We start from the raw sequence: 18,930 nt of genomic DNA on the forward strand, positions 1-18,930 counted from the left end.
AGGCTGCATTCGCAGCCTTTTTACTATTCGCGCCAGAGGATATGGCACAACTTGTGATCTTTTTCCCGGCATAACAGCACCCGAGCGAAGATGTCGTTGAGTTCGCCACCGTCGGTATCCGCCAGGCCAATAACAACCTCGGCAAAAAAGTCTGGGTTAAGATCGAAATCAACATGCTCGTTCCAGTCTTCCGACGGGTCAAACAGCTCGGCACCGCCGCGCTCTTCAAACTGCAGGTTGAAGAGAATGACATCCGCCGGGTCGAGATTATCGACGGCTAATTCGAGAAAAATATCATAAGCCTGCTCAAGCGTTTCGTCTTCAGTCAGGCGATTATTCAGATCCATTTCCATGATGGTTACCTGTTTATCAACGTTGGCCACGTTTTACAGCAACGGGCTAAAGAAGTAAAACAGTCGTTCGGTAATTCGTTGCCACATCGGGCGCTTGACCCACAGGCGAGCATCTAACAGGCGTGAGCGCGAGATATAATCATCCTGTACCGCCGCCAAATCGCCGCCAAACCCAACGTCGTCAATCACCAGCGTAATCTCAAAATTCAGCCACAGGCTGCGCATATCCAGGTTTACGGTACCGACCAGGCTAAGCTCACCGTCGACCAGCACGCTCTTGGTATGCAAAAGCCCACCTTCAAACTGGTAAATCTTCACGCCTGCGGCCAACAGTTCAGTAAAGAATGCGCGGCTCGCCCAGCCAACCAGCATCGAATCATTCTTGCGTGGTAAAATAATGCTGACATCAACGCCACGCTGCGCAGCGGTACAAATCGCATGCAGCAGATCGTCACTGGGGACGAAGTAGGGCGTGGTCATTATCAGATACTCGCGTGCCGAATAGGCGGCAGTGAGTAGCGCCTGGTGGATGAGATCTTCCGGGAAGCCAGGCCCTGAGGCGATGGTGTGGATCGTGTGACCACTTTCCCTTTCAAACGGCATAATGTTTGCGTCAGGGGCGGGTGGAAGAATGCGTTTTCCCGTTTCGATTTCCCAATCGCAGGAATATACGATCCCCATGGCGGTGGCGACGGGGCCTTCCATGCGAGCCATCAAATCAACCCACTGCCCAACGCCGGAATCTTGCTTAAAGAAACGCGGATCAACCATATTCATACTGCCCGTATAGGCAATATAGTTGTCGATCATGACCATTTTGCGATGCTGGCGTAAATCCATACGGCGCAGGAATACGCGCAGGAGATTAACCTTCAACGCTTCGACGACCTCAATGCCCGCGTTACGCATCATGGCGGCCCATGGGCTACGGAAGAAAGCCACGCTGCCTGCGGAATCGAGCATCAAACGACAATGGATACCGCGGCGTGAGGCGGCCATTAATGATTCCGCGACCTGATCGGCCATACCGCCGGGTTGCCAGATATAGAAGACCATTTCGATATTATGGCGCGCGAGCTGAATATCGCGGATCAGCGCCTGCATAACATCTTCTGAGGTGGTCAGCAGCTGTAGCTGATTCCCTTTCACCCCGCCAATGCCCTGGCGCAGTTCACAGAGTTTGAACAACGACGAGGCGACGCTGCTGTTTTCTTCGGCGAAGATATGTTTGCAGGACTTAAGATCGTTGAGCCATTTCGCCGTCGAGGGCCACATGGCGCGAGCACGCTCGGCACGTCGTTTGCCCAGATGCAATTCACCAAATGAGAGATACGCAATGATCCCGACCAGCGGCAGGATGTAAATGATCAACAGCCAGGCCATGGCTGATGGAACGGCCCTGCGCTTCATCAGGATGCGAAGTGTGACCCCCGCGATGAGCAGCCAGTATCCCAGAATGACTAGCCAACTCACCACGGAGTAGAAGGTTGTCATAAAATAAAAAATCCTTTTTGAAAGCGTATTGTTATGAGTTTACGCATCAGGATTCATCTGGCAAATAAAAAGGGGAGATAAAGGCTGGTTTGCCGCTATCAACGGTTTATAATGGCGTTTCTGTTAAGGAAAGAGTTGTAAACATGAAGCGCAGTAGAACCGAAGTAGGGCGCTGGCGTATGTTGCGACAGATGAGTCGTCGCAAGGCGCGTTGGCTGGAAGCACAATCACGCCGCAACATGCGTATCCACGCTATCAGGAAATGTGGGCTGAGTCGCCATCGCAATGCGCTGGTGTTTGCCGTCCGCGAACTCTGATCATCCTGAAGGCACCGTTACAGGTGCCTGATGTTTCTGAATAACTATCAATCTTCGCAGTATCCTTTTTCCTCGTCTTTAACGATATAATGCGCACAAAGAATAACTCGAATTTAAAATATGAATCCGTTCCTCTGGGTATTAGTGGTGTTTCTTGCGCTGGATGCGCTCAGAGAAAGTTTGGAACTGTCTTCGTTTCGTGCATTAGCTGAATATATCAGCGCGTGGATTATGCAGTGGCTCTCATAAAGGAAAAAGGAAAAAGGGATGAAAGGAAAACGGGTTGCCGTGATGATGGGGATTCTTGTACTGACAGGGTGTGCTAACACAAAAACCGCGCCAGAAAGACATGCTTATTACTTCATTGGACATAAATCGAATTTTGTCGGTGGCAATTTTGCCAATAACCAACAGCAGAATTATCGTTTGAACGTGCCGCAGTTCCGCGAGATTTACGCCCAGGGGAAAGCTGACCGTGCCGCAGGTCGAACATTCTCCGAGGCGGCTGAATACGCACAAAGTATCCGCGACCAGGTTAAGCAAAACGTCACAACCAATCACAGCTTTACTGGTAATGCGAGTGATAAATGGACATCGGATATGGAACTGAAAGATGCGATCCTGTTCGGGAACGAGCTCGCTGCATCTTATCTTGACGGCTATAACGGCGTACAATAGATACCGAGTTCTCAGAAAATGCCGCTTAGCTGCGGCATTTTCATTATGTTTTATATAAGGAGTAAGTTGTGTTTGCGGAGTTTGGTGTACTTAATTTCTGGACATATTTCGTCGGCGCGTTCTTTATCGTTCTGGTTCCCGGCCCAAATACATTATTTGTGCTAAAAACAGGCATTGGTCATGGCGTTAAAAAAGGCTACCTGGCCGCTACGGGCGTATTTATCGGTGATGCCGTGCTGATGTTTCTGGCGTGGGCCGGAGTGGCGGCTCTGATTCAGACTACTCCCGTCCTGTTCAATATCGTTCGCTATTTAGGTGCCCTGTATCTGCTCTGGCTGGGCGGCAAAATGCTCTGGTCAGTCCTGACGCGTAAAAATCACGGACATGAAGCGGGGGCAGAGCCTGCAAGTATGATTATGAAACGATCCCTGGTTTTAAGCCTGACCAATCCAAAGGCGATCCTCTTTTATGTTTCGTTTTTCGTGCAGTTCATCGACGTGAACGCGAAGAATACCGGTACTTCTTTCTTAATTCTGGCCACAACGCTTGAACTGATAAGCTTTGTTTATATGAGCTTCCTCATTTTCTCCGGTGCGTTTGTCACGCGTTACCTCAAGACAAAAAAGAAACTGGCAAAGCTGGGGAATGGTCTAATCGGACTGCTGTTTGTGGGATTTGCTGCGCGACTGGCGTCGCTACACTGACGGGCATTCTTGAAATAAATTGCTCGTTGTAGCCGATATCCGGGATTCTGAAAGGTATTGCTACGTTTTAAAGAAGGCTACTGCGGGAGCCTTCTTACCCTCTTAAAACACTTTCTTGTACGGCTTAATCGTGACGTTTGCGTATACACCAGCCGCGACATAAGGGTCGGCTTCGGCCCACGATTGTGCATCTTCGAGTGATTCAAATTCGGCAATGACAGTTGAACCGCTAAAACCTGCGGCACCAGGATCGTTGCTGTCAACAGCGGGCATCGGCCCTGCGGTCAGTAATTTTCCTTCGTCACGTAGAAGTTGCAGTCGTGCCAGATGGGCAGGGCGCACGGACTGTCTTTTTTCCAGGGAATCAGCAACATCTTCAGCGTAAATCACGTAAAGCACGGCGAAGCTCCTTAGCCATTAAAAGTGTTATTAACGTTATGTGAAAGCATCGATGACTGCAATGTAAAGATAACGACCTTGTTAAAACCTTAGCAATCTCGCGCCTTTTTTGCTCCGCCTTGAACTTTAAATGCAAGAAGATGGCGTGTCTTATTGAATATGATTGCTATTTGCATTTAAAATCAGTGCCTGGTTTTTTAACTGTAGCGATTATGACTTCGATGACTCTGGATTTACCTCGCCGCTTCCCCTGGCCGACGCTGCTGTCCGTCGTTATTCATGGCGCCGTAGTGGCGGCACTGCTTTTTACTTCGGTGCATCAGGTTATCGAAATGCCAGCGCCCTCGCAGCCGATCTCGGTGACCATGGTCACACCTGCCGATCTTGAGCCTCAGGTCGTTCCGCCTCCGCCAGAGCCGGTTGTCGAGCCTGAACCAGAGCCTGAGCCAATTCCTGAGCCGCCTAAGGAAGCGCCGGTCGTGATTCACAAACCGGAACCGAAGCCAAAGCCGAAGCCTAAACCTAAGCCGGTTAAGAAAGTGGAAGAACGTCCTAAGCGTGAAGAGCGTCCGGTCGAGCCGCGTACGACACAGTCGGTGCAAAATACCGCGCCAGCGAAACCAGTGATGAATAACTCGCCGGCTACGGCAAAGCCTGTCATCAGCGCGCCTTCTGGCCCACGTGTACTCAGCCGTACTCAGCCAGTCTATCCGGCTCGCGCGCAGGCCCTGCGCATTGAGGGCCGTCTGCGAGTCAAATTTGATGTGACGGCAGAAGGAAGGGTAGAAAATGTGGAAGTGCTCTCTGCTCAACCGGCAAATATGTTTGAACGAGACGTCAAAACAGCGATGCGTAAATGGCGCTACGAGGCAGGGAAACCTGGCAAAGGCGTTATCGTTAACATCGTATTCCGCATGAATGGCGGGGCGCAGATGGAATAAATAGAAAGGCCTCCAAATGTGGAGGCTTTTTTTACACCTGAGGCAGCGGGCGAGGTGTGCCCTGATTGTCTACCGCAACATAGATGAACAAGGCTTCAGTTGCTTTATAACGCTGACCGATAGGTTCAGAAGCGACCTTTTTCACCCACACTTCAATATTAATCGATATCGATGTGTTACCGCGCTTGATGCAACGCGCGTAACAGCACACGACGTCGCCCACCGCGACAGGACGTAAAAACGTCATACCGTCGACTCTCACGGTTACGACACGTCCATGCGCGATTTCTTTTGCGAGGATTGCGCCGCCCATATCCATCTGTGACATTAACCATCCGCCGAAGATGTCTCCGTTAGCATTGGTGTCGGCAGGCATTGCAAGTGTGCGTAAAACCAGTTCGCCCTGTGGGGCGTCATTTGTTGTTGTCATTGTTATTTCACTCACAGAATAGCGGGCCAGAAGCGTCTGGCCCGAAAGAATCACTGCTTGTCGTCCTGGGGCATATGGCGATAGATATATACGCCGCTGAGCAAGGTGAAAATCAGCGTCAACGCGGTCAGACCAAAGACTTTGAAATTGACCCAAATATTCTGCGGCATCCAAAAGGCAATATAGATGTTCGCTACCCCGCAAAGAATGAAGAACACGGCCCAGGCGAGATTCAGGCGTGACCAGACTTCTTGCGGCAAGGTAATCTCTTTACCCAGCATGCGCTGGATAAGAGGCTTGTGCATCACCCACTGGCTGAACAGCAGAGCCCCTGCAAACAGGCCATAAATGACCGTCACCTTCCATTTAATGAACTCATCATTGTGGAAGAAAACGGTTAGCCCGCCGAAAACCGCCACCAGAATAAAGGTGATCAGCGCCATTTTTTCGACTTTGCGATAGCGTATCCAGCTGTAGATCAACACTACGGCGGTCGCGACTATCAGTGCCGTCGTGGCGGCATAAATGTCGTACAGCTTATAAAATGCGAAAAAAACGACGAGGGGTAAAAAATCAAGAAACTGCTTCATTCTTCGATTCCATCTTCTGCGTTGGGCAGAGCAAAAAGTTGTGCTCTGCCATCAGGAAAACTACTTGCGGATCAGCATATACAGGCGGAACAGATAGACCAGCAACACTGCGGAAAGCAGGTTACTGACCGTATTCGCCACCACTGCACCCACGTTTGGTGTGAGTATCGCAAAGTTAGGCGCAAACAGGAGCAACAGCGTTTTTGCCAGCAACCAGCTAATGACCGCCGGGGCGACCAGACGCATGTTCGACCATGCCAGTTTCACGCTACCGCGCATCGCCGCGAAGATCCCCATTTTATCCTGCACCAGCATGATCGGAGCAAAAGAAAGGACAATCGCCAGCAGCACACCCGGCACCACAACCAGCATAATGCCCATTTGCACCAGCATGGTGGTCAAAAAGATCATGATAAACAGTTTTGGCAATACTGGCGCACTAGCACCGATAGCGCGAAGTGCGCTGATACGTTGCCCAGCTGAAACCATCTGAATCATCAACAGTACCCCACCTGCGAGAATCGCATTACCAATCAACCCAGAAAAGGTCGAGGCAGCAGAAGCGCGCAGCAAGATTTGTTGCTGTTCAGGCGTCATATTCTGAACAAGATCAAAGAGACCAACGCTTCCGGCGAGATGATCGCCCTGGCTGAGGGTCGCAATTTGATCATCACTCGGCGAAAACGCATGGCCAAGCACCACCGTGATAAACGCGCATAGCAAGGCGATCAGTAAAAAAGTAATGAACTGATTGCGGAAAAAATTCCCCGTGTCACGGTAGACGGACTTCGCCGTGATAGACATGCACTCTCCTTGAGTATTGCAGGTATTAATAAGCGGGCAATTGTACCCTGGATAACTCTGTCGTGGCAGCACCAACGCTTGTATGGAAAAGCATATCTTTGTAAAGCAAACCCAAACAATGAAATTTGACCTGGATTCGTTCCACTGCAACTCAATGAAGCATAGAAAATTAATCTGGATCAATGAATGTTAAATTACTGACTCTAATGTGATCTGCGTTGGATCACTTGTTACTCATTTATGGGTATATTCTCCGCGCCAATAAAACCACGACGATGGAGCGGATATGAAAAAATTAGCGGTGGCAGCCCTTGTATTAAGCAGTCTCTCTGGCGGCGCGTATGCCCACGAAGCAGGCGAATTCTTCATTCGCGCGGGTTCGGCGACGGTGCGTCCGACAGAAGGTTCAGATAACGTATTAGGAAGTCTCGGTGGCTTTAACGTCAGCAATAACACGCAGTTAGGTTTGACATTCACTTATATGGCGACGGATAACATCGGCGTTGAGCTTCTGGCGGCAACACCTTTCCGTCATCGGGTAGGAACAGGACCGACGGGTGATATTGCAACGGTTCATCAACTTCCCCCAACGTTAATGGCGCAATGGTACTTCGGCGATGCCAGCAGTAAGGTGCGTCCGTACGTTGGCGCAGGTGTTAACTACACCACTTTCTTTGACGAGAAATTCAACGATACCGGTAAAGAAGCAGGGCTTACCGATCTCAGCCTGAAAGACTCATGGGGTGTAGCCGGACAGGTGGGGATGGACTATCTCATCAACCGTGACTGGCTGTTGAACATGTCTGTGTGGTACATGGATATCGACACCGATGTGCGCTTTAAAGCCGGTGGGGAGCAGCAGAGCGTGAGTACCCGTCTGGATCCGTGGGTGTTTATGTTCTCGGCGGGTTACCGCTTCTAATCATTTTGTTTTCCCCGATATAAATTGGTTAAAGTCGCGGCCAGTTTGTATCGGGGTGATATCCTTTTTATACCTAACGTCTTGTTTTGTTTTTTTACAGGGAATGGTCAACATGATCAGTCTTAAACCCGCGACGCACGATCGTCATATTGTTGAGAATTTGTTCCGATACTATGTTTACGATCTCGCAGAATCTGGCAAGTGGCCATGCGGGAGTGATGGGAACTACGGCTTTAACGTTTCGTTACTGGACCCTCACTGGAGCCGTGACGATCACTGGCCTTATCTGATTTATCATGGTGATGAACTCGCCGGTTTCTGCTTAATCCGACGCTATCCCTATCATGTTGAACGCTATGATATTGACCAGTTCTTTATCCTGCGCCGATTTAAAGGCATGGGTGTGGGCAAGGAGGCGTTTCGTCTGGCGGTGTCAATGAGACCGGGACTGTGGCAAACCAGAGTGATGCTCGAAAACACAGGCGCACTAACGTTCTGGCGATCGGTTATTGGTCAGTTCACTGGCGGAATTTTTGCAGAAAGTATTCTGCCAGATGATGATTTACCGATGCATTTCATCCTGTATGAAGTTGATTAAGAGAAAACCGGACAACACAGTTTTCTCTTAAGATCCGCCTGCGTTATTGTGTCAGTTCAGGCATATGTTCAAGGGCAAACATCAGCACTTTTTCCCCGTCCAGTGAAGCATACGGATAGCTCTCAATCACGGTAATAGGAAGTCCTTCTCCAATTTCCTTAATCAGCTCATCAAGCTTGTACTGTACATGTGGGGCGACCAGAAACGCGTCGAAAGCCGGTGCGACGCTCGCGAAATTATCCAGCCCAACGGCGCTCACCAGGAGCTTAATACCGCGAGCATCAGCAGCATGCTGCATTTTTTTCGCGAGTGAATTTGCTGTATTGCCAAACAGACAACAAATCAGTAATTTTTTCATCAGAATATCCTCATATAAACTAAGGATACAGTATTCCTGCCCCTGAAAAGAAAATGAGAGCCAACTCAACGTATTGGTTGTTTTTTATTCATTTCATTTGCTGAGGCAACGCCCGTTAAGGGGCGTTACCTGGTTGGCGTATTTACTTTTGAATCAGGTAGCGAATGGTGGGGCCATCTTGCTGAATGTCTAAAACGGTATAGCCGTGATTTTTCGCATCCAGTGGGATGTTATTAATCGATTGAGGACAATCGCTCACGACTTCAAGGATTTCACCTTTTTTGAGCTGCGGCAGCGCCTCAAGCGTGGCGACAGCCGGATAGGGGCACGGCTCGCCAACCATATCGAGACGATAATCGGGAACGATCTCTTTCATACGGCATTCTCCTGTGTTTCGGGTTTACGGTCTGCGCGACGGAAAAAACGTTTTTCCTGGGCAATAACCAATAAAAAAGCGACCAGTAGCAGGCCATAGGTCACCAGCAGTCCACCCAGAGGACCAAAGGTATTGAGCAGGTTAACTTTGTCCCAGCTGGTGGCTAAGGCAGGTGACAGATCATCCCAATAATACGCTAGGATGGTTGAGCCAATCACGTTGCCCAGACCGACCCACCAGTAATGTACCTGGCCTTCGACTGCGCGATACATCCACCCGGTTTCACACCCGCCAGCGAGCACAATGCCAAAACCAAACAGCAATCCGCCAAGCACGGCATTCGGACCCGCCCACATGATTTTGGGTTCGACACCCAGTTGCACGTAGCTAAATATGCCGATGGCACTGACGGCCATCCCGGCGATAATCGCTTTGGCCATCATGGTCCGCCCGGTTATCCACATATCGCGAAAAGCAGAGGTAAAACAGATCTGCGCGCGTTCAATCAGCAAACCAAAGCCTACGCCAAAGAGCATGGCCAGGCCCAGCTTAGGCTGATTCATCGCGGTACAAAGCGCCCAGGCTATCATGGTGAAAAATATCAGCATGCCAAGACGAAAACGACGACGCGCCTGATCTGGTTTTTGTGTCAGCGGTGATGCCGCGCTGACTTTGGTCATTTTGACGGGAATACGGAACATCGGTAGCAGGGTGAAACGCGCACCGAAATAAGAGCCAATGGCAGTCGCCACGGCAAAAAACCACGCGTGAAGCGAAAACTGCGGAATGCCGGTAAAGAAAGCGGCGAGATTGCAGCCCATGGCCAGGCGTGCGCCAAATCCAGCGATAATACCGCCTGTAATAGCCTGTGCGATGCGAATACGGCTTTTCGGCATGCGCAGTTTGACGTTATTCGCCCACAGCGCGGCCGCAAAACACCCGCCGAACATGCCGATGATCATCATGCCGTCGATGCGGGTGAGCGGCGAACCGTCCAGATGAATAAGTTTGAAGTAGCCCCATTCTTCAGCGTGGATGCCGCCGAGCTGCAAGAGCTGTCCACCCCAGCGGGTGAATTCGCCGGTAACTGCCCAGAATGTGCCAGTGATACCAAAATAGTAGGTAGAGAGGATCCCCGCAGCGATGACTGCAGGAACGGGTGACCAGAACTTAATCAGGTACGCCTGTTTGAAGTGTTGCCAGGACATGTTGAGGCCTCTGAACTCAGAAGGTGTTAATGCATTAAGAAGACCGGATGATACGCCGCAGAAGATATTTGAAAAGCGTGGAAGAGGGAAAAGCTCGAACAGATCAATTCTGAACTACCCCAAACAAAAAGTCAGGAGCGCGATAGCGGTAGACTGAGAAATGACGCCGTTCAGCGGATCTGCTGAACGGCGCAGATATTATGCGTGTCGCGTGGCGGCTTTCATCGCTGTGACAAACTCATGCAGCTCTGCCAGCATCTGCTCAGGCTTATCGACGTTCTTCTCAATGATTTTGACGATTGCAGAACCCGAAATCGCACCCGCGGCTTTGGCGTCAACGGCGGCGCTAACCTGATCTGGAGACGAAATACCAAACCCTTGCAAAGGAGGAGCTGCGTGATACTCAGCCAGTTTTTCCACCAGATGATGCAGCGGAACGGCAGCTTTATTTTCCGCGCCCGTCACGCCAGCACGGGAGAGCAGATAGGTGTAGCCACGACCATGAGAGGCTATCTGACGCAGCAGTTCGTCATCGGCATTGGGTGGGCAAATGAAAATGGGAGCCACGTTATGGCGCATTGCAGCCTGACGAAACGGCGCGGACTCTTCAATCGGCACGTCAGCAATCAGGACGGAATCAACGCCAACGCGCGCACATTCGGCATAAAACTCATCGATTCCGCGGTTGAACACCAGGTTGGCATACATCAACAGGCCAATCGGGATCGCGGGATATTTTTGGCGAATCGTGGCTAACAGCTCAAAACACTGCGTTGGCGTTACGCCTGCGGCAAATGCGCGCAGCGTCGCACTTTGAATGGTAGGGCCATCGGCCAGTGGATCGGAGAACGGGATCCCCAGTTCCAGGGCATCAGCTCCGGCTTCAATCAGGGTATCGATAATCTTCAGTGATTGTTCAGGACCTGGGTCGCCAAGCGTGACGAAGGGAACAAACGCGCCTTCCTTGCGGGCTTTCAGTTCTGCAAATGCGTTATCGTAGCGTTCCATCAGATTTCCCCTCGAGCTTTAAGAATGTCATGAACGGTGAAGATATCTTTATCACCGCGACCGGAAAGGTTAACCACCAACAGCTGCTCTTTTTCCGGATTTTCTTTAATCATTTTCAACGCATGAGCCAATGCATGGGACGACTCCAGCGCCGGGATAATCCCTTCGCTACGACACAGCGTTTTGAAAGCTTCCAGCGCTTCGTCATCGGTGATCGAAACATAATCCGCACGCCCGATGCTGTTCAGATGCGCATGCTGTGGCCCAACGGACGGGAAATCGAGCCCGGCAGAGATGGAGTAAGACTCCTCAATCTGACCTTCATCGGTTTGCATCATCGGTGATTTCATACCGAAATAAATCCCTACGCGACCATGTTTGAGTGGTGCGCCGTGTTCGCCGCTCTCAATGCCGTGACCCGCAGGTTCTACGCCAATTAAGCCAACGCTTGTGTCATCGATAAAGTCAGCAAACATGCCGATAGCATTGGAACCACCGCCGACGCAGGCGATAACCGCATCCGGCAGACGACCCTCTTTCTCAAGGATCTGCACTTTAGTCTCTTCGCCGATCATTCGCTGGAACTCACGCACGATAGTCGGGAAGGGGTGCGGGCCTGCCGCCGTACCCAACATATAGTGAGCGGTATCATAGCTGCCAGACCAGTCGCGCAGCGCTTCGTTACAGGCATCTTTAAGCGTAGAGGACCCACTGTGCACAGGGATCACTTCTGCGCCCATCAGTCGCATGCGGAACACGTTTGGCGACTGACGTTCGATATCTTTAGCACCCATGTAAATACGGCATTTCAGGCCGAGCAGCGCGCTGGCAAGCGCTGACGCAACGCCGTGCTGACCCGCACCTGTTTCGGCGATGATTTCGGTTTTACCCATGCGTTTTGCCAACAGCGCCTGGCCGAGTACCTGGTTCGTTTTGTGCGCGCCACCGTGAAGCAAATCTTCACGCTTAAGATACAGCGTGGTTTTGGTGCCTTCGGTCAGGTTGCGGCATTTGGTCAACGCCGTTGGGCGGCCTGCATAATTCTTCAGCAGGTCGGTAAATTCGGCCTGGAACGCAGGATCTTTCTGAGCGCTAACGAATGCTTCTTCAAGCTGGCGCAAAGCAGGCATCAGGATTTGCGGCACGTACATGCCACCGAACTCACCAAAATAGGGATTTAATAATGTTGTCATTTTCTCTTCCTTAATATGCGCGCAGCGTCTTGAATACCGAGGCCAGCTTGCTGGCATCTTTCATTCCCGGTTGGGACTCTACGCCTGAATTGAAATCGAGGCCTGCGCAGCCCGCTTTCGCGGCTTCAACGCAATTATCTGGACTTAAACCACCGGCAAGCAGGACGTTATCCAGTTTCTCACCGTTCAGCAGTGACCAGTCAAAACGTTCGCCGCTACCACCCTGGCCGTTATCCAGAACATATTTATCAACATGGTTAAGATTGCGAGCAGGCAGGGCATTCGCCACGCTTTGTGCTTTCCAGATTTGCACCTGCGGCGCGAGTTGCTGGCGTAGCTCGTCAATATAGTGCTGATCTTCGCTACCGTGGAGTTGAACGGCAGTCAGGGACAGGCTTTCGGCTTTGGACACAACCGCGTTAATCGGCGCATCACGGAACACACCCACATAGCTGAGAGGCGCTCCTGCCATCACGTCTTGTGCTTGTGCGTCTGAGACATAGCGCGGAGAAGACTCAACAAAAATCAGTCCGCCATAAATTGCACCCGCTTCAAAAGCGGCGGCAGCGTCCTGGGCGCGGGTCAGCCCGCAGACTTTATTCTCGCCCAGCAGCACGCGGCGCACGGCAACATTCAGATCGTCATGCGACATCATCGCTGAACCAATCAAAAAGCCGTTGGCAAAGTGGCTCAGCTCGCGTACCTGCGCATAAGTGTTAATGCCGGATTCGCTGATCACCGTGACGCCAGCACCCAGACGTGGAGCAAGTTGACGCGTGCGGTCCAGGTCGATGGAGAGATCGCGCAGGTCTCGGTTGTTGATCCCAACCACTTTTGCGTTCAATGCAATGGCACGTTCCAGCTCTTCTTCATTGCTCACTTCCGTCAGTACGCCCATATTCAGGCTGTGCGCGACGGCGCTAAGCTGGCGGTACTGCTCGTCCTCCAGCACGGACAACATCAGCAGACAGGCATCGGCCTGATAAAAACGCGCCAGCCAGATTTGGTATGCATCAATAATAAAGTCTTTACACAGAATCGGCTGTGGCGCGATCCCGCTGACAATCGGCAGAAAATCGAAACTTCCCTGGAAGTATTTTTCATCGGTCAGAACGGAGATGGCCGAAGCATGGTGTTTATAAACCCCTGCAATATTTGCAGGGTCAAAATCGTCGCGGATCACGCCTTTAGAAGGAGAGGCTTTTTTACACTCCAGGATAAAGGCGGTACGGGCACCCTGCAGGGCATCGTAAAAACGACGATTGCTGGGAACCACGTCATTCTGAAAACTGGCCAGCGGCTGTTGTGCTTTACGCGCTTCTACCCAGATGGCCTTATCGGCAACGATTTTCGCTAAAACGGTCTGCATTATTTACCCTCTTGCCGCAAGTGCGGTTACGCGGTCGTAAGCTGCGCCCGAGCGCAATACGTCCATCACTTTTTTCGCGTTGACCTGTAGGTCTTCTTCACCGTGCAAACGCATGAGCATTGCGACGTTGGCGGCCACAGCGGCCTCATGGGCGGCTTCACCTTTACCTTGTAGCAAGCGTGTCAGAATGTCACGGTTTTCTTCCGGCGTGCCGCCTGCCAACTGCTCCTGGCGATAAGGCGTCAGACCAAAGTCCGTGGCGTCGAGCTGGTAGCTTTGAATTTCACCGTCACGCAGTTCAGCAACCAGCGTTGGCGCATGCAGTGAGACTTCATCCATCCCGCCGCTATGAACAACGGCGGCGCGTTGATAGCCCAGCACGCGCAGCGTTTCCGCAATCGGTAAGACCAGCTCGGGGCTGTAGACACCAATAAGCGCCAGCGGAGGATGCGCCGGGTTGATCAGTGGGCCTAACACGTTAAACAGGGTGCGCGTTTTTAACTGCTGACGAACCGGCATGGCATGGCGGAAACCGGTGTGATACTTCGGCGCAAAGAGGAAACAGACGCCTAAATCATCCAGCGCTTCCCGTGAGCGTTCGGCGTTCATCTCCAGATTGATACCGAAGGCGGCCAGCAGATCAGAAGAGCCTGAACGGCTGGAGACGCTACGGTTGCCATGTTTTGCCACTTTCATTCCACACGCCGCCGCCACAAATGCGCTGGCGGTCGAAATATTGATGCTATTGCTGCCATCACCACCGGTTCCCACAATATCGGCAAACTGATAATCAGGACGGGGGAATGGTGCGGCGTTTTCCAGCAGCGCCGTTGCGGCACCGGCAATTTCCTGCGGATGCTCACCGCGAACTTTCATGCTCACCAGCGCAGCTGCCAGCTGCTCAGGTTTAAGTTCACCACGCACTACGGCCGAGAAAAGCTGATGGCTTTCTTGCTGAGTCATGGTCTGAGCCTGATACAGTTTTTCCAGAATTGGCTGGATGGTGTTGGCCTGCTCCAGTTTCTGCAATGCCCAGTTTAGCGTTTGTTCCAGCAGGCGTGCGCCATTGGAGGTCAAAATGGATTCGGGATGGAACTGCAGGCCACATACGCGATCCGTGTCATGACGAACGGCCATCACCATGCCTTCAAAAGAGGCGTTGATCGTCAGGCCTGCCGGGATATTGCTGCCGACCAGCGAGTGATAACGAGCAACCGGAAGCGGATTCGGCAGGCCGGCAAACATCGCCTGGCCGTCATGCTCAATGCTCGAGGCTTTACCGTGCAGGATTTCTCCCGCCTGTCCAACATAACCGCCGTAGGCTTCAACAATCGCCTGATGGCCGAGACAAATTCCGATAATAGGCAGTTTGCCGCGCATACGCGTCAGCAGCTCAGGCATACAGCCCGCTTCGCTTGGTGCGCCAGGACCAGGAGACAGCATCAGCACCGGGTTTTGCATGGTTTCCAGACGTTCGATTAACGTTTGTGCGGGTACATGGTTACGGTAAATCACCACGTTATGGCCATTTGCACGCAGCTGGTCTGCCAGGTTGTAAGTGAACGAGTCGATATTATCGAGCAGCAGAATGTCAGCCATCAGAAAATCTCCTGTGCGTGGTGTGCGGTGGCAATGGCGCGTAAAACCGCGCGAGCCTTACTGCGAGTTTCGTCAGCTTCAGACTGCGGAACAGAATCCAGAACAATACCCGCGCCCGCCTGGACTGTCGCAATACCGTCCTCAACGTAAGCGGAACGAATAACGATGCAGGTATCCAGATCGCCGTGGGCGGTGAAGTAACCCACCGCGCCGCCGTAGCTTCCACGGCGACGGCCTTCGGCCTCGGCGATGAGTTGCATCGCACGGACTTTCGGTGCGCCGCTCAGCGTGCCCATGTTCATACAGGCGCGGTAGGCGTGCAGCACGTCGAGATCGCTTCGCAGTTCACCTACCACGCGGGAAACCAGGTGCATGACAAACGAGTAGCGGTCGACTTTAGTTAAATCAGCAACGTAGCGGGTACCGGGCGTACAAATGCGCGCCAGATCGTTACGTGCCAGATCCACCAGCATCAGGTGCTCAGAAAGCTCTTTGTGATCGGTACGCATCTCCAGCTCAATGCGGCTGTCGAGGTCGCGATCTAACGAGCCATCAGCATGACGACCGCGTGGGCGCGTTCCGGCAATAGGGTAGATTTCAATCTGACGATTTGTCGCGTCATACTTCAGCGAGCTTTCTGGCGATGCGCCAAACAGCGTGAACTCATTGTCCTGCATGAAGAACATGTACGGGCTTGGGTTACTCTTCTTCAGTACGTCGTAAGCTGCCAGCGGGGATGGGCAGGGCAGCGAGAATCGACGTGAAGGAACAACCTGGAAAATTTCACCGGCGCGAATCGCTTTTTGCATCTGGCGTACAACCGCGCCATACCGATCGTCAGTTTGATTACATTCGCACTGCATATGTGCGATGTGCTGCACCGGTAAGGTCGCAGGTTCTTCTGTCATCTGCTGTTTCAGCTGTTCAATTCGGTTTGCAAGACGCTGTTTTTCAGCCGCCATTGGAGTAAACAGGCTGGCCTGAATGCGGGTATTTTTTTTCTGGTGATCGATGACCAGCAGGGTTTCGGCAAGATAGAAACAATAATCCGGGCAGCGGTTGCCTTGTTCTGTTTCGGGTAAATTTTCAAAACCGGCAACCAGGTCGTACGCAAAAAGACCGCCGAAGAACATGGCCTCGCGTTCGTGCTCAGGGACATCCACCAGGTTTTGCAGCAGACGAAATGCATCAAATACCGACAGGGAACGCAGGCGAGCATCTTCATCCAGCAGTTGACTGACCGGTGGGAAGTGTAAAATGCGTGTTTCAGGGCGACGCTCGGTTTCGATTCCTGACGGCAGCGCCGCGTCAAGAAGTGGTAGCAGCGCCGCACCGTTATCTGATAACGCCTGAATAGTGACAGTGTCACCTAAAGCGGTAATACGCAGCGCGCTGTCAACCAACAGCAGGCTCTTAAGATCGTCTTTGCTGTCGATATCAGCGGATTCAAGCAGCAGCGTGGCCGGGCGCGCGCCGCATAACTGATGAAACAGAGCAGTAGGATTGTGGCGATAAGCCGCTTCGCAGGTTAGCAACTCAAGGTTTGTTTTGGCGGTTTGCATATTGTTGTTCTCATTTATTCTGTTCATAAAAAAGCCCGCTTCATCGCGGGCCCGGTATCTGTTTGCATTTCGCAGACGAGTGACACTTGCCCGTTCTTCAGGAAGTGCGCCACCAGCCGTGCAGAGAAAAACATGCTTTCATTTCCAGATACCTTCTTGAGTGAACTTGCGTACTAGTTAACTAGTTCGATGGCGTAATGTCAACCCTTGATTTCAGAATTTCACCACAAGCCGTTATCATAGCGCCTTTGAATAATGTAGACCTGTGACGGGAACCGCTTTGAGCGAGACAACATACGCCGTGATTTATGATTTACACAGCCATACTCAGGCTTCCGATGGGTTGTTAACGCCGGAAGCACTTGTTCACCGGGCTGTTGAGATGCGTGTCGGTACGCTGGCTATAACCGATCACGACACCACGGATGCCATTGCCGCTGCACGGGCCGAAATTGCCCGCAGCGAATTACCACTCAACCTGATTACTGGCGTTGAAATCTCCACGGTCTGGGAGAACCACGAAATCCACATTGTGGGGTTAAATATCGATATCGAAAACCCAGCATTATGTGCATTCCTGGAAGAACAAAAGGAGAGGCGAAATCAGCGCGCCGTGCTGATTGGGGAGCGGCTTGAGAAAGCATTGATTCCAGGTGCGCTGGAAGGGGCCCAACGTCTCGCAAAGGGGGGAGCCGTTACCCGTGGACACTTTGCCCGTTTCCTGGTGGAAGCAGGTAAAGCTAATAACTTTGCCGATGTGTTCAAAAAGTATCTGGCGCGCGGTAAAACCGGATACGTTCCGCCACAGTGGTGTACAATAGAACAAGCTATTGATGTCATTCATCATTCTGGTGGTAAAGCGGTATTAGCCCATCCCGGGCGGTACGGACTTTCTGCTAAATGGTTGAAAAGACTGCTGGCTCACTTTGCCGAACACGGTGGTGAAGCGATGGAAGTCTCCCAATGCCAGCAGGCGCCCAATGAGCGCAGCCAACTTGCGGCCTATGCGCGCCAGTTTGGTTTGCTTGCCTCGCAAGGCTCGGATTTTCATCAGCCTTGTGCGTGGATTGAACTGGGGCGAAAGCTCTGGTTACCCGCTGGCGTCGAGCCGGTTTGGCAGCTCTGGGAACAGCCACAGCAACAAATTGAAGAGAGGGAAGTATGAGTCAGTTTTTCTATATTCATCCGGATAACCCGCAGCCGCGGTTGATTAATCAGGCTGTGGAAATTGTTCGCAAGGGTGGCGTCATTGTTTACCCGACAGACTCCGGGTATGCGCTGGGCTGTAAGATTGAAGATAAAGGGGCGATGGAGCGTATTTGTCGCATTCGTCATCTGCCGGACGGTCACAACTTTACGCTGATGTGTCGCGATCTGTCGGAAATCTCAACTTACGCCTATGTCGATAACGTTTCGTTTCGCCTGATCAAAAACAACACGCCAGGCAACTATACTTTTATCCTGAAAGGCACCAAGGAAGTTCCACGTCGTCTGCTGCAGGAAAAGCGTAAAACTATTGGTATGCGCGTGCCGTCAAACCCGATTGCGCAAGCGCTTCTCGAAACGCTCGGCGAGCCAATGCTGTCGACGTCGTTAATGCTGCCTGGAAGTGAATTTACCGAATCCGATCCGGAAGAAATCAAGGACCGCCTGGAGAAACTGGTGGATTTGATTATTCACGGTGGCTACCTCGGTCAGCAGCCAACTACCGTGGTTGACCTGACGGATGATGCCCCAGAAGTGATTCGTGAAGGCGTGGGCGACGTTAAGCCTTTCTTGTAAGGGTATAAGCAGATATACTACGCGGCCATCAAAATAGCGGAAAACCGCTTTTTTGACCCTAATTCGACGCCTGTGAAGGCGCACAGCTAAAATAAAAACACCTTTTAAATCAATGTGTTGAGTCGCTGTTACTTATGGCTGTCATCATGTTGTGTGACAGCTTTAACAGCGCTTTGTATCACTGCTTTTATGCACACCATTTTCGAGCCTGTGGCAGGCTTCATTATCAGGCATAAGCCTGATGA

The 18,930-nt window shown here is 51.7% G+C and carries 24 protein-coding genes, 1 pseudogene and 1 other annotated feature; of the genes and pseudogenes, 9 read left to right on the forward strand and 16 right to left on the reverse strand.

Annotated features, from left to right (window positions below; genetic code table 11):
* Positions 1–23 precede the first annotated feature (23 nt).
* Together AC6EMZ_RS14695 and cls are read right to left on the reverse strand one after the other, a co-directional pair.
* The gene (locus tag AC6EMZ_RS14695) at positions 24–353 is read right to left on the reverse strand and encodes an HI1450 family dsDNA-mimic protein (RefSeq protein WP_498403309.1); all 330 of its coding nucleotides are present in this window, start codon (positions 351–353) and stop codon (positions 24–26) included.
* Between the two features lie 33 nt (positions 354–386).
* Positions 387–1,847 (reverse strand): cardiolipin synthase, encoded by a 1,461-nt coding sequence (cls, locus tag AC6EMZ_RS14700; protein ID WP_498403310.1) that lies wholly within the window; start codon positions 1,845–1,847, stop codon positions 387–389.
* A gap of 143 nt (positions 1,848–1,990) precedes the next feature.
* On the opposite strand from cls, the gene AC6EMZ_RS14705 reads away from it, so the two are divergent.
* From AC6EMZ_RS14705 to leuE, 4 genes are all read left to right on the forward strand, one after another.
* A complete protein-coding gene (locus tag AC6EMZ_RS14705; RefSeq protein ID WP_498403311.1) occupies positions 1,991–2,164 on the forward strand; it encodes a YciY family protein in 174 nt (57 codons plus the stop codon).
* A gap of 120 nt (positions 2,165–2,284) precedes the next feature.
* A complete protein-coding gene (locus AC6EMZ_RS14710; RefSeq protein ID WP_498403312.1) occupies positions 2,285–2,413 on the forward strand; it encodes a KPN_01571 family protein in 129 nt (42 codons plus the stop codon).
* An 18-nt stretch (positions 2,414–2,431) separates the two neighbouring features.
* Positions 2,432–2,842, forward strand: a complete 411-nt coding sequence (locus tag AC6EMZ_RS14715) for an Exc2 family lipoprotein (RefSeq protein WP_498403314.1) — start codon at positions 2,432–2,434, stop codon at positions 2,840–2,842.
* Between the two features lie 68 nt (positions 2,843–2,910).
* A complete protein-coding gene (gene leuE / locus AC6EMZ_RS14720; RefSeq protein WP_498403315.1) occupies positions 2,911–3,546 on the forward strand; it encodes a leucine efflux protein LeuE in 636 nt (211 codons plus the stop codon).
* Positions 3,547–3,648: 102 nt separating this feature from the next.
* Here the strand turns inward: leuE and AC6EMZ_RS14725 are convergent, their stop codons facing one another.
* Complete coding sequence (locus AC6EMZ_RS14725; RefSeq protein ID WP_498403316.1) at positions 3,649–3,945, reverse strand: YciI family protein; 297 nt, start codon at positions 3,943–3,945, stop codon at positions 3,649–3,651.
* Positions 3,946–4,166: 221 nt separating this feature from the next.
* Between AC6EMZ_RS14725 and tonB the strand changes: the two genes are divergently transcribed.
* Positions 4,167–4,886, forward strand: a complete 720-nt coding sequence (gene tonB, locus AC6EMZ_RS14730) for a TonB system transport protein TonB (protein ID WP_498403577.1) — start codon at positions 4,167–4,169, stop codon at positions 4,884–4,886.
* Positions 4,887–4,917: 31 nt separating this feature from the next.
* On the opposite strand, the gene yciA is transcribed toward tonB, so the two are convergent.
* The 4 genes and pseudogenes from yciA to AC6EMZ_RS14750 form a co-directional block, all read right to left on the reverse strand.
* On the reverse strand, positions 4,918–5,316 hold the full coding sequence (yciA, locus tag AC6EMZ_RS14735; RefSeq protein ID WP_498403317.1) for an acyl-CoA thioester hydrolase YciA: 399 nt from the start codon (positions 5,314–5,316) through the stop codon (positions 4,918–4,920).
* A 50-nt stretch (positions 5,317–5,366) separates the two neighbouring features.
* Positions 5,367–5,906 carry a septation protein A gene (locus AC6EMZ_RS14740; RefSeq protein WP_498403318.1) on the reverse strand — a complete coding sequence of 180 codons (540 nt, stop codon included), beginning with the start codon at positions 5,904–5,906 and terminating at the stop codon, positions 5,367–5,369.
* A 60-nt stretch (positions 5,907–5,966) separates the two neighbouring features.
* On the reverse strand, positions 5,967–6,710 hold the full coding sequence (locus AC6EMZ_RS14745) for a YciC family protein (RefSeq protein ID WP_498403319.1): 744 nt from the start codon (positions 6,708–6,710) through the stop codon (positions 5,967–5,969).
* 25 nt (positions 6,711–6,735) lie between these two features.
* Positions 6,736–6,816, reverse strand: a pseudogene (locus AC6EMZ_RS14750) (YkgJ family cysteine cluster protein); the annotation flags it as partial.
* A gap of 180 nt (positions 6,817–6,996) precedes the next feature.
* Here AC6EMZ_RS14750 and ompW point away from each other — a divergent pair.
* Both ompW and AC6EMZ_RS14760 read left to right on the forward strand, forming a co-directional pair.
* Complete coding sequence (ompW, locus tag AC6EMZ_RS14755; RefSeq protein WP_498403321.1) at positions 6,997–7,632, forward strand: outer membrane protein OmpW; 636 nt, start codon at positions 6,997–6,999, stop codon at positions 7,630–7,632.
* Between the two features lie 112 nt (positions 7,633–7,744).
* The gene (locus AC6EMZ_RS14760; RefSeq protein WP_498403322.1) at positions 7,745–8,230 is read left to right on the forward strand and encodes a GNAT family N-acetyltransferase; all 486 of its coding nucleotides are present in this window, start codon (positions 7,745–7,747) and stop codon (positions 8,228–8,230) included.
* Positions 8,231–8,273: 43 nt separating this feature from the next.
* Here AC6EMZ_RS14760 and AC6EMZ_RS14765 read toward each other — a convergent pair whose 3' ends face one another.
* The 9 genes from AC6EMZ_RS14765 to trpL form a co-directional block, all read right to left on the reverse strand.
* Positions 8,274–8,588, reverse strand: coding sequence for a PTS sugar transporter subunit IIB (locus AC6EMZ_RS14765; RefSeq protein ID WP_498403323.1), 315 nt, complete (start codon positions 8,586–8,588; stop codon positions 8,274–8,276).
* A 142-nt stretch (positions 8,589–8,730) separates the two neighbouring features.
* On the reverse strand, positions 8,731–8,964 hold the full coding sequence (gene yedF / locus AC6EMZ_RS14770) for a sulfurtransferase-like selenium metabolism protein YedF (RefSeq protein ID WP_003856774.1): 234 nt from the start codon (positions 8,962–8,964) through the stop codon (positions 8,731–8,733).
* Entirely contained in the window at positions 8,961–10,172 is a 1,212-nt protein-coding gene (gene yedE, locus AC6EMZ_RS14775) for a selenium metabolism membrane protein YedE/FdhT (RefSeq protein ID WP_498403324.1), read from the reverse strand. Before yedE ends, yedF begins: the two co-directional genes overlap by 4 nt.
* A gap of 198 nt (positions 10,173–10,370) precedes the next feature.
* Positions 10,371–11,180: a tryptophan synthase subunit alpha gene (gene trpA / locus AC6EMZ_RS14780; protein WP_498403325.1), complete on the reverse strand. Its 810-nt coding sequence runs from the start codon at positions 11,178–11,180 to the stop codon at positions 10,371–10,373.
* The gene (gene trpB, locus AC6EMZ_RS14785) at positions 11,180–12,373 is read right to left on the reverse strand and encodes a tryptophan synthase subunit beta (protein WP_498403326.1); all 1,194 of its coding nucleotides are present in this window, start codon (positions 12,371–12,373) and stop codon (positions 11,180–11,182) included. Before trpB ends, trpA begins: the two co-directional genes overlap by 1 nt.
* Before the next feature lie 10 nt (positions 12,374–12,383).
* Positions 12,384–13,742 (reverse strand): bifunctional indole-3-glycerol-phosphate synthase TrpC/phosphoribosylanthranilate isomerase TrpF, encoded by a 1,359-nt coding sequence (gene trpCF / locus AC6EMZ_RS14790; protein WP_498403327.1) that lies wholly within the window; start codon positions 13,740–13,742, stop codon positions 12,384–12,386.
* 3 nt (positions 13,743–13,745) lie between these two features.
* Positions 13,746–15,341, reverse strand: coding sequence for a bifunctional anthranilate synthase glutamate amidotransferase component TrpG/anthranilate phosphoribosyltransferase TrpD (gene trpD / locus AC6EMZ_RS14795; RefSeq protein ID WP_498403328.1), 1,596 nt, complete (start codon positions 15,339–15,341; stop codon positions 13,746–13,748).
* Positions 15,341–16,903, reverse strand: a complete 1,563-nt coding sequence (locus AC6EMZ_RS14800; RefSeq protein WP_498403578.1) for an anthranilate synthase component 1 — start codon at positions 16,901–16,903, stop codon at positions 15,341–15,343. Before AC6EMZ_RS14800 ends, trpD begins: the two co-directional genes overlap by 1 nt.
* 25 nt (positions 16,904–16,928) lie before the next feature.
* Positions 16,929–17,024, reverse strand: a sequence feature (Trp leader region).
* Positions 17,001–17,045, reverse strand: a complete 45-nt coding sequence (gene trpL / locus AC6EMZ_RS14805) for a trp operon leader peptide (protein WP_498403579.1) — start codon at positions 17,043–17,045, stop codon at positions 17,001–17,003. Its footprint overlaps the feature before it by 24 nt.
* Before the next feature lie 138 nt (positions 17,046–17,183).
* Between trpL and rnm the strand changes: the two genes are divergently transcribed.
* Both rnm and AC6EMZ_RS14815 read left to right on the forward strand, forming a co-directional pair.
* The gene (rnm, locus tag AC6EMZ_RS14810) at positions 17,184–18,068 is read left to right on the forward strand and encodes an RNase RNM (RefSeq protein WP_498403330.1); all 885 of its coding nucleotides are present in this window, start codon (positions 17,184–17,186) and stop codon (positions 18,066–18,068) included.
* Positions 18,065–18,685, forward strand: coding sequence for an L-threonylcarbamoyladenylate synthase (locus tag AC6EMZ_RS14815; RefSeq protein WP_498403331.1), 621 nt, complete (start codon positions 18,065–18,067; stop codon positions 18,683–18,685). Before rnm ends, AC6EMZ_RS14815 begins: the two co-directional genes overlap by 4 nt.
* Positions 18,686–18,930: the final 245 nt, after the last annotated feature.

This window comes from Enterobacter sp. SCRI0065 (assembly GCF_059766475.1).

Excerpts from the sequence above, each read along its gene's own strand:
- yedF (WP_003856774.1), bottom strand. The coding sequence starts at position 8,964 with ATGAAAGAGATCGTTCCCGATTATCGTCTCGATATGGTTGGCGAGCCG.
- AC6EMZ_RS14800 (WP_498403578.1), bottom strand. The coding sequence starts at position 16,903 with ATGCAAACCGCCAAAACAAACCTTGAGTTGCTAACCTGCGAAGCGGCT.
- AC6EMZ_RS14715 (WP_498403314.1), top strand. The coding sequence starts at position 2,432 with ATGAAAGGAAAACGGGTTGCCGTGATGATGGGGATTCTTGTACTGACA.
- trpD (WP_498403328.1), bottom strand. The coding sequence starts at position 15,341 with ATGGCTGACATTCTGCTGCTCGATAATATCGACTCGTTCACTTACAAC.
- AC6EMZ_RS14815 (WP_498403331.1), top strand. The coding sequence starts at position 18,065 with ATGAGTCAGTTTTTCTATATTCATCCGGATAACCCGCAGCCGCGGTTG.
- AC6EMZ_RS14765 (WP_498403323.1), bottom strand. The coding sequence starts at position 8,588 with ATGAAAAAATTACTGATTTGTTGTCTGTTTGGCAATACAGCAAATTCA.
- yciA (WP_498403317.1), bottom strand. The coding sequence starts at position 5,316 with ATGACAACAACAAATGACGCCCCACAGGGCGAACTGGTTTTACGCACA.
- AC6EMZ_RS14695 (WP_498403309.1), bottom strand. The coding sequence starts at position 353 with ATGGAAATGGATCTGAATAATCGCCTGACTGAAGACGAAACGCTTGAG.
- yedE (WP_498403324.1), bottom strand. The coding sequence starts at position 10,172 with ATGTCCTGGCAACACTTCAAACAGGCGTACCTGATTAAGTTCTGGTCA.
- AC6EMZ_RS14705 (WP_498403311.1), top strand. The coding sequence starts at position 1,991 with ATGAAGCGCAGTAGAACCGAAGTAGGGCGCTGGCGTATGTTGCGACAG.
- trpA (WP_498403325.1), bottom strand. The coding sequence starts at position 11,180 with ATGGAACGCTACGATAACGCATTTGCAGAACTGAAAGCCCGCAAGGAA.
- AC6EMZ_RS14740 (WP_498403318.1), bottom strand. The coding sequence starts at position 5,906 with ATGAAGCAGTTTCTTGATTTTTTACCCCTCGTCGTTTTTTTCGCATTT.
- tonB (WP_498403577.1), top strand. The coding sequence starts at position 4,167 with ATGACTCTGGATTTACCTCGCCGCTTCCCCTGGCCGACGCTGCTGTCC.
- AC6EMZ_RS14745 (WP_498403319.1), bottom strand. The coding sequence starts at position 6,710 with ATGTCTATCACGGCGAAGTCCGTCTACCGTGACACGGGGAATTTTTTC.
- AC6EMZ_RS14710 (WP_498403312.1), top strand. The coding sequence starts at position 2,285 with ATGAATCCGTTCCTCTGGGTATTAGTGGTGTTTCTTGCGCTGGATGCG.
- ompW (WP_498403321.1), top strand. The coding sequence starts at position 6,997 with ATGAAAAAATTAGCGGTGGCAGCCCTTGTATTAAGCAGTCTCTCTGGC.
- AC6EMZ_RS14760 (WP_498403322.1), top strand. The coding sequence starts at position 7,745 with ATGATCAGTCTTAAACCCGCGACGCACGATCGTCATATTGTTGAGAAT.
- cls (WP_498403310.1), bottom strand. The coding sequence starts at position 1,847 with ATGACAACCTTCTACTCCGTGGTGAGTTGGCTAGTCATTCTGGGATAC.
- trpB (WP_498403326.1), bottom strand. The coding sequence starts at position 12,373 with ATGACAACATTATTAAATCCCTATTTTGGTGAGTTCGGTGGCATGTAC.
- trpCF (WP_498403327.1), bottom strand. The coding sequence starts at position 13,742 with ATGCAGACCGTTTTAGCGAAAATCGTTGCCGATAAGGCCATCTGGGTA.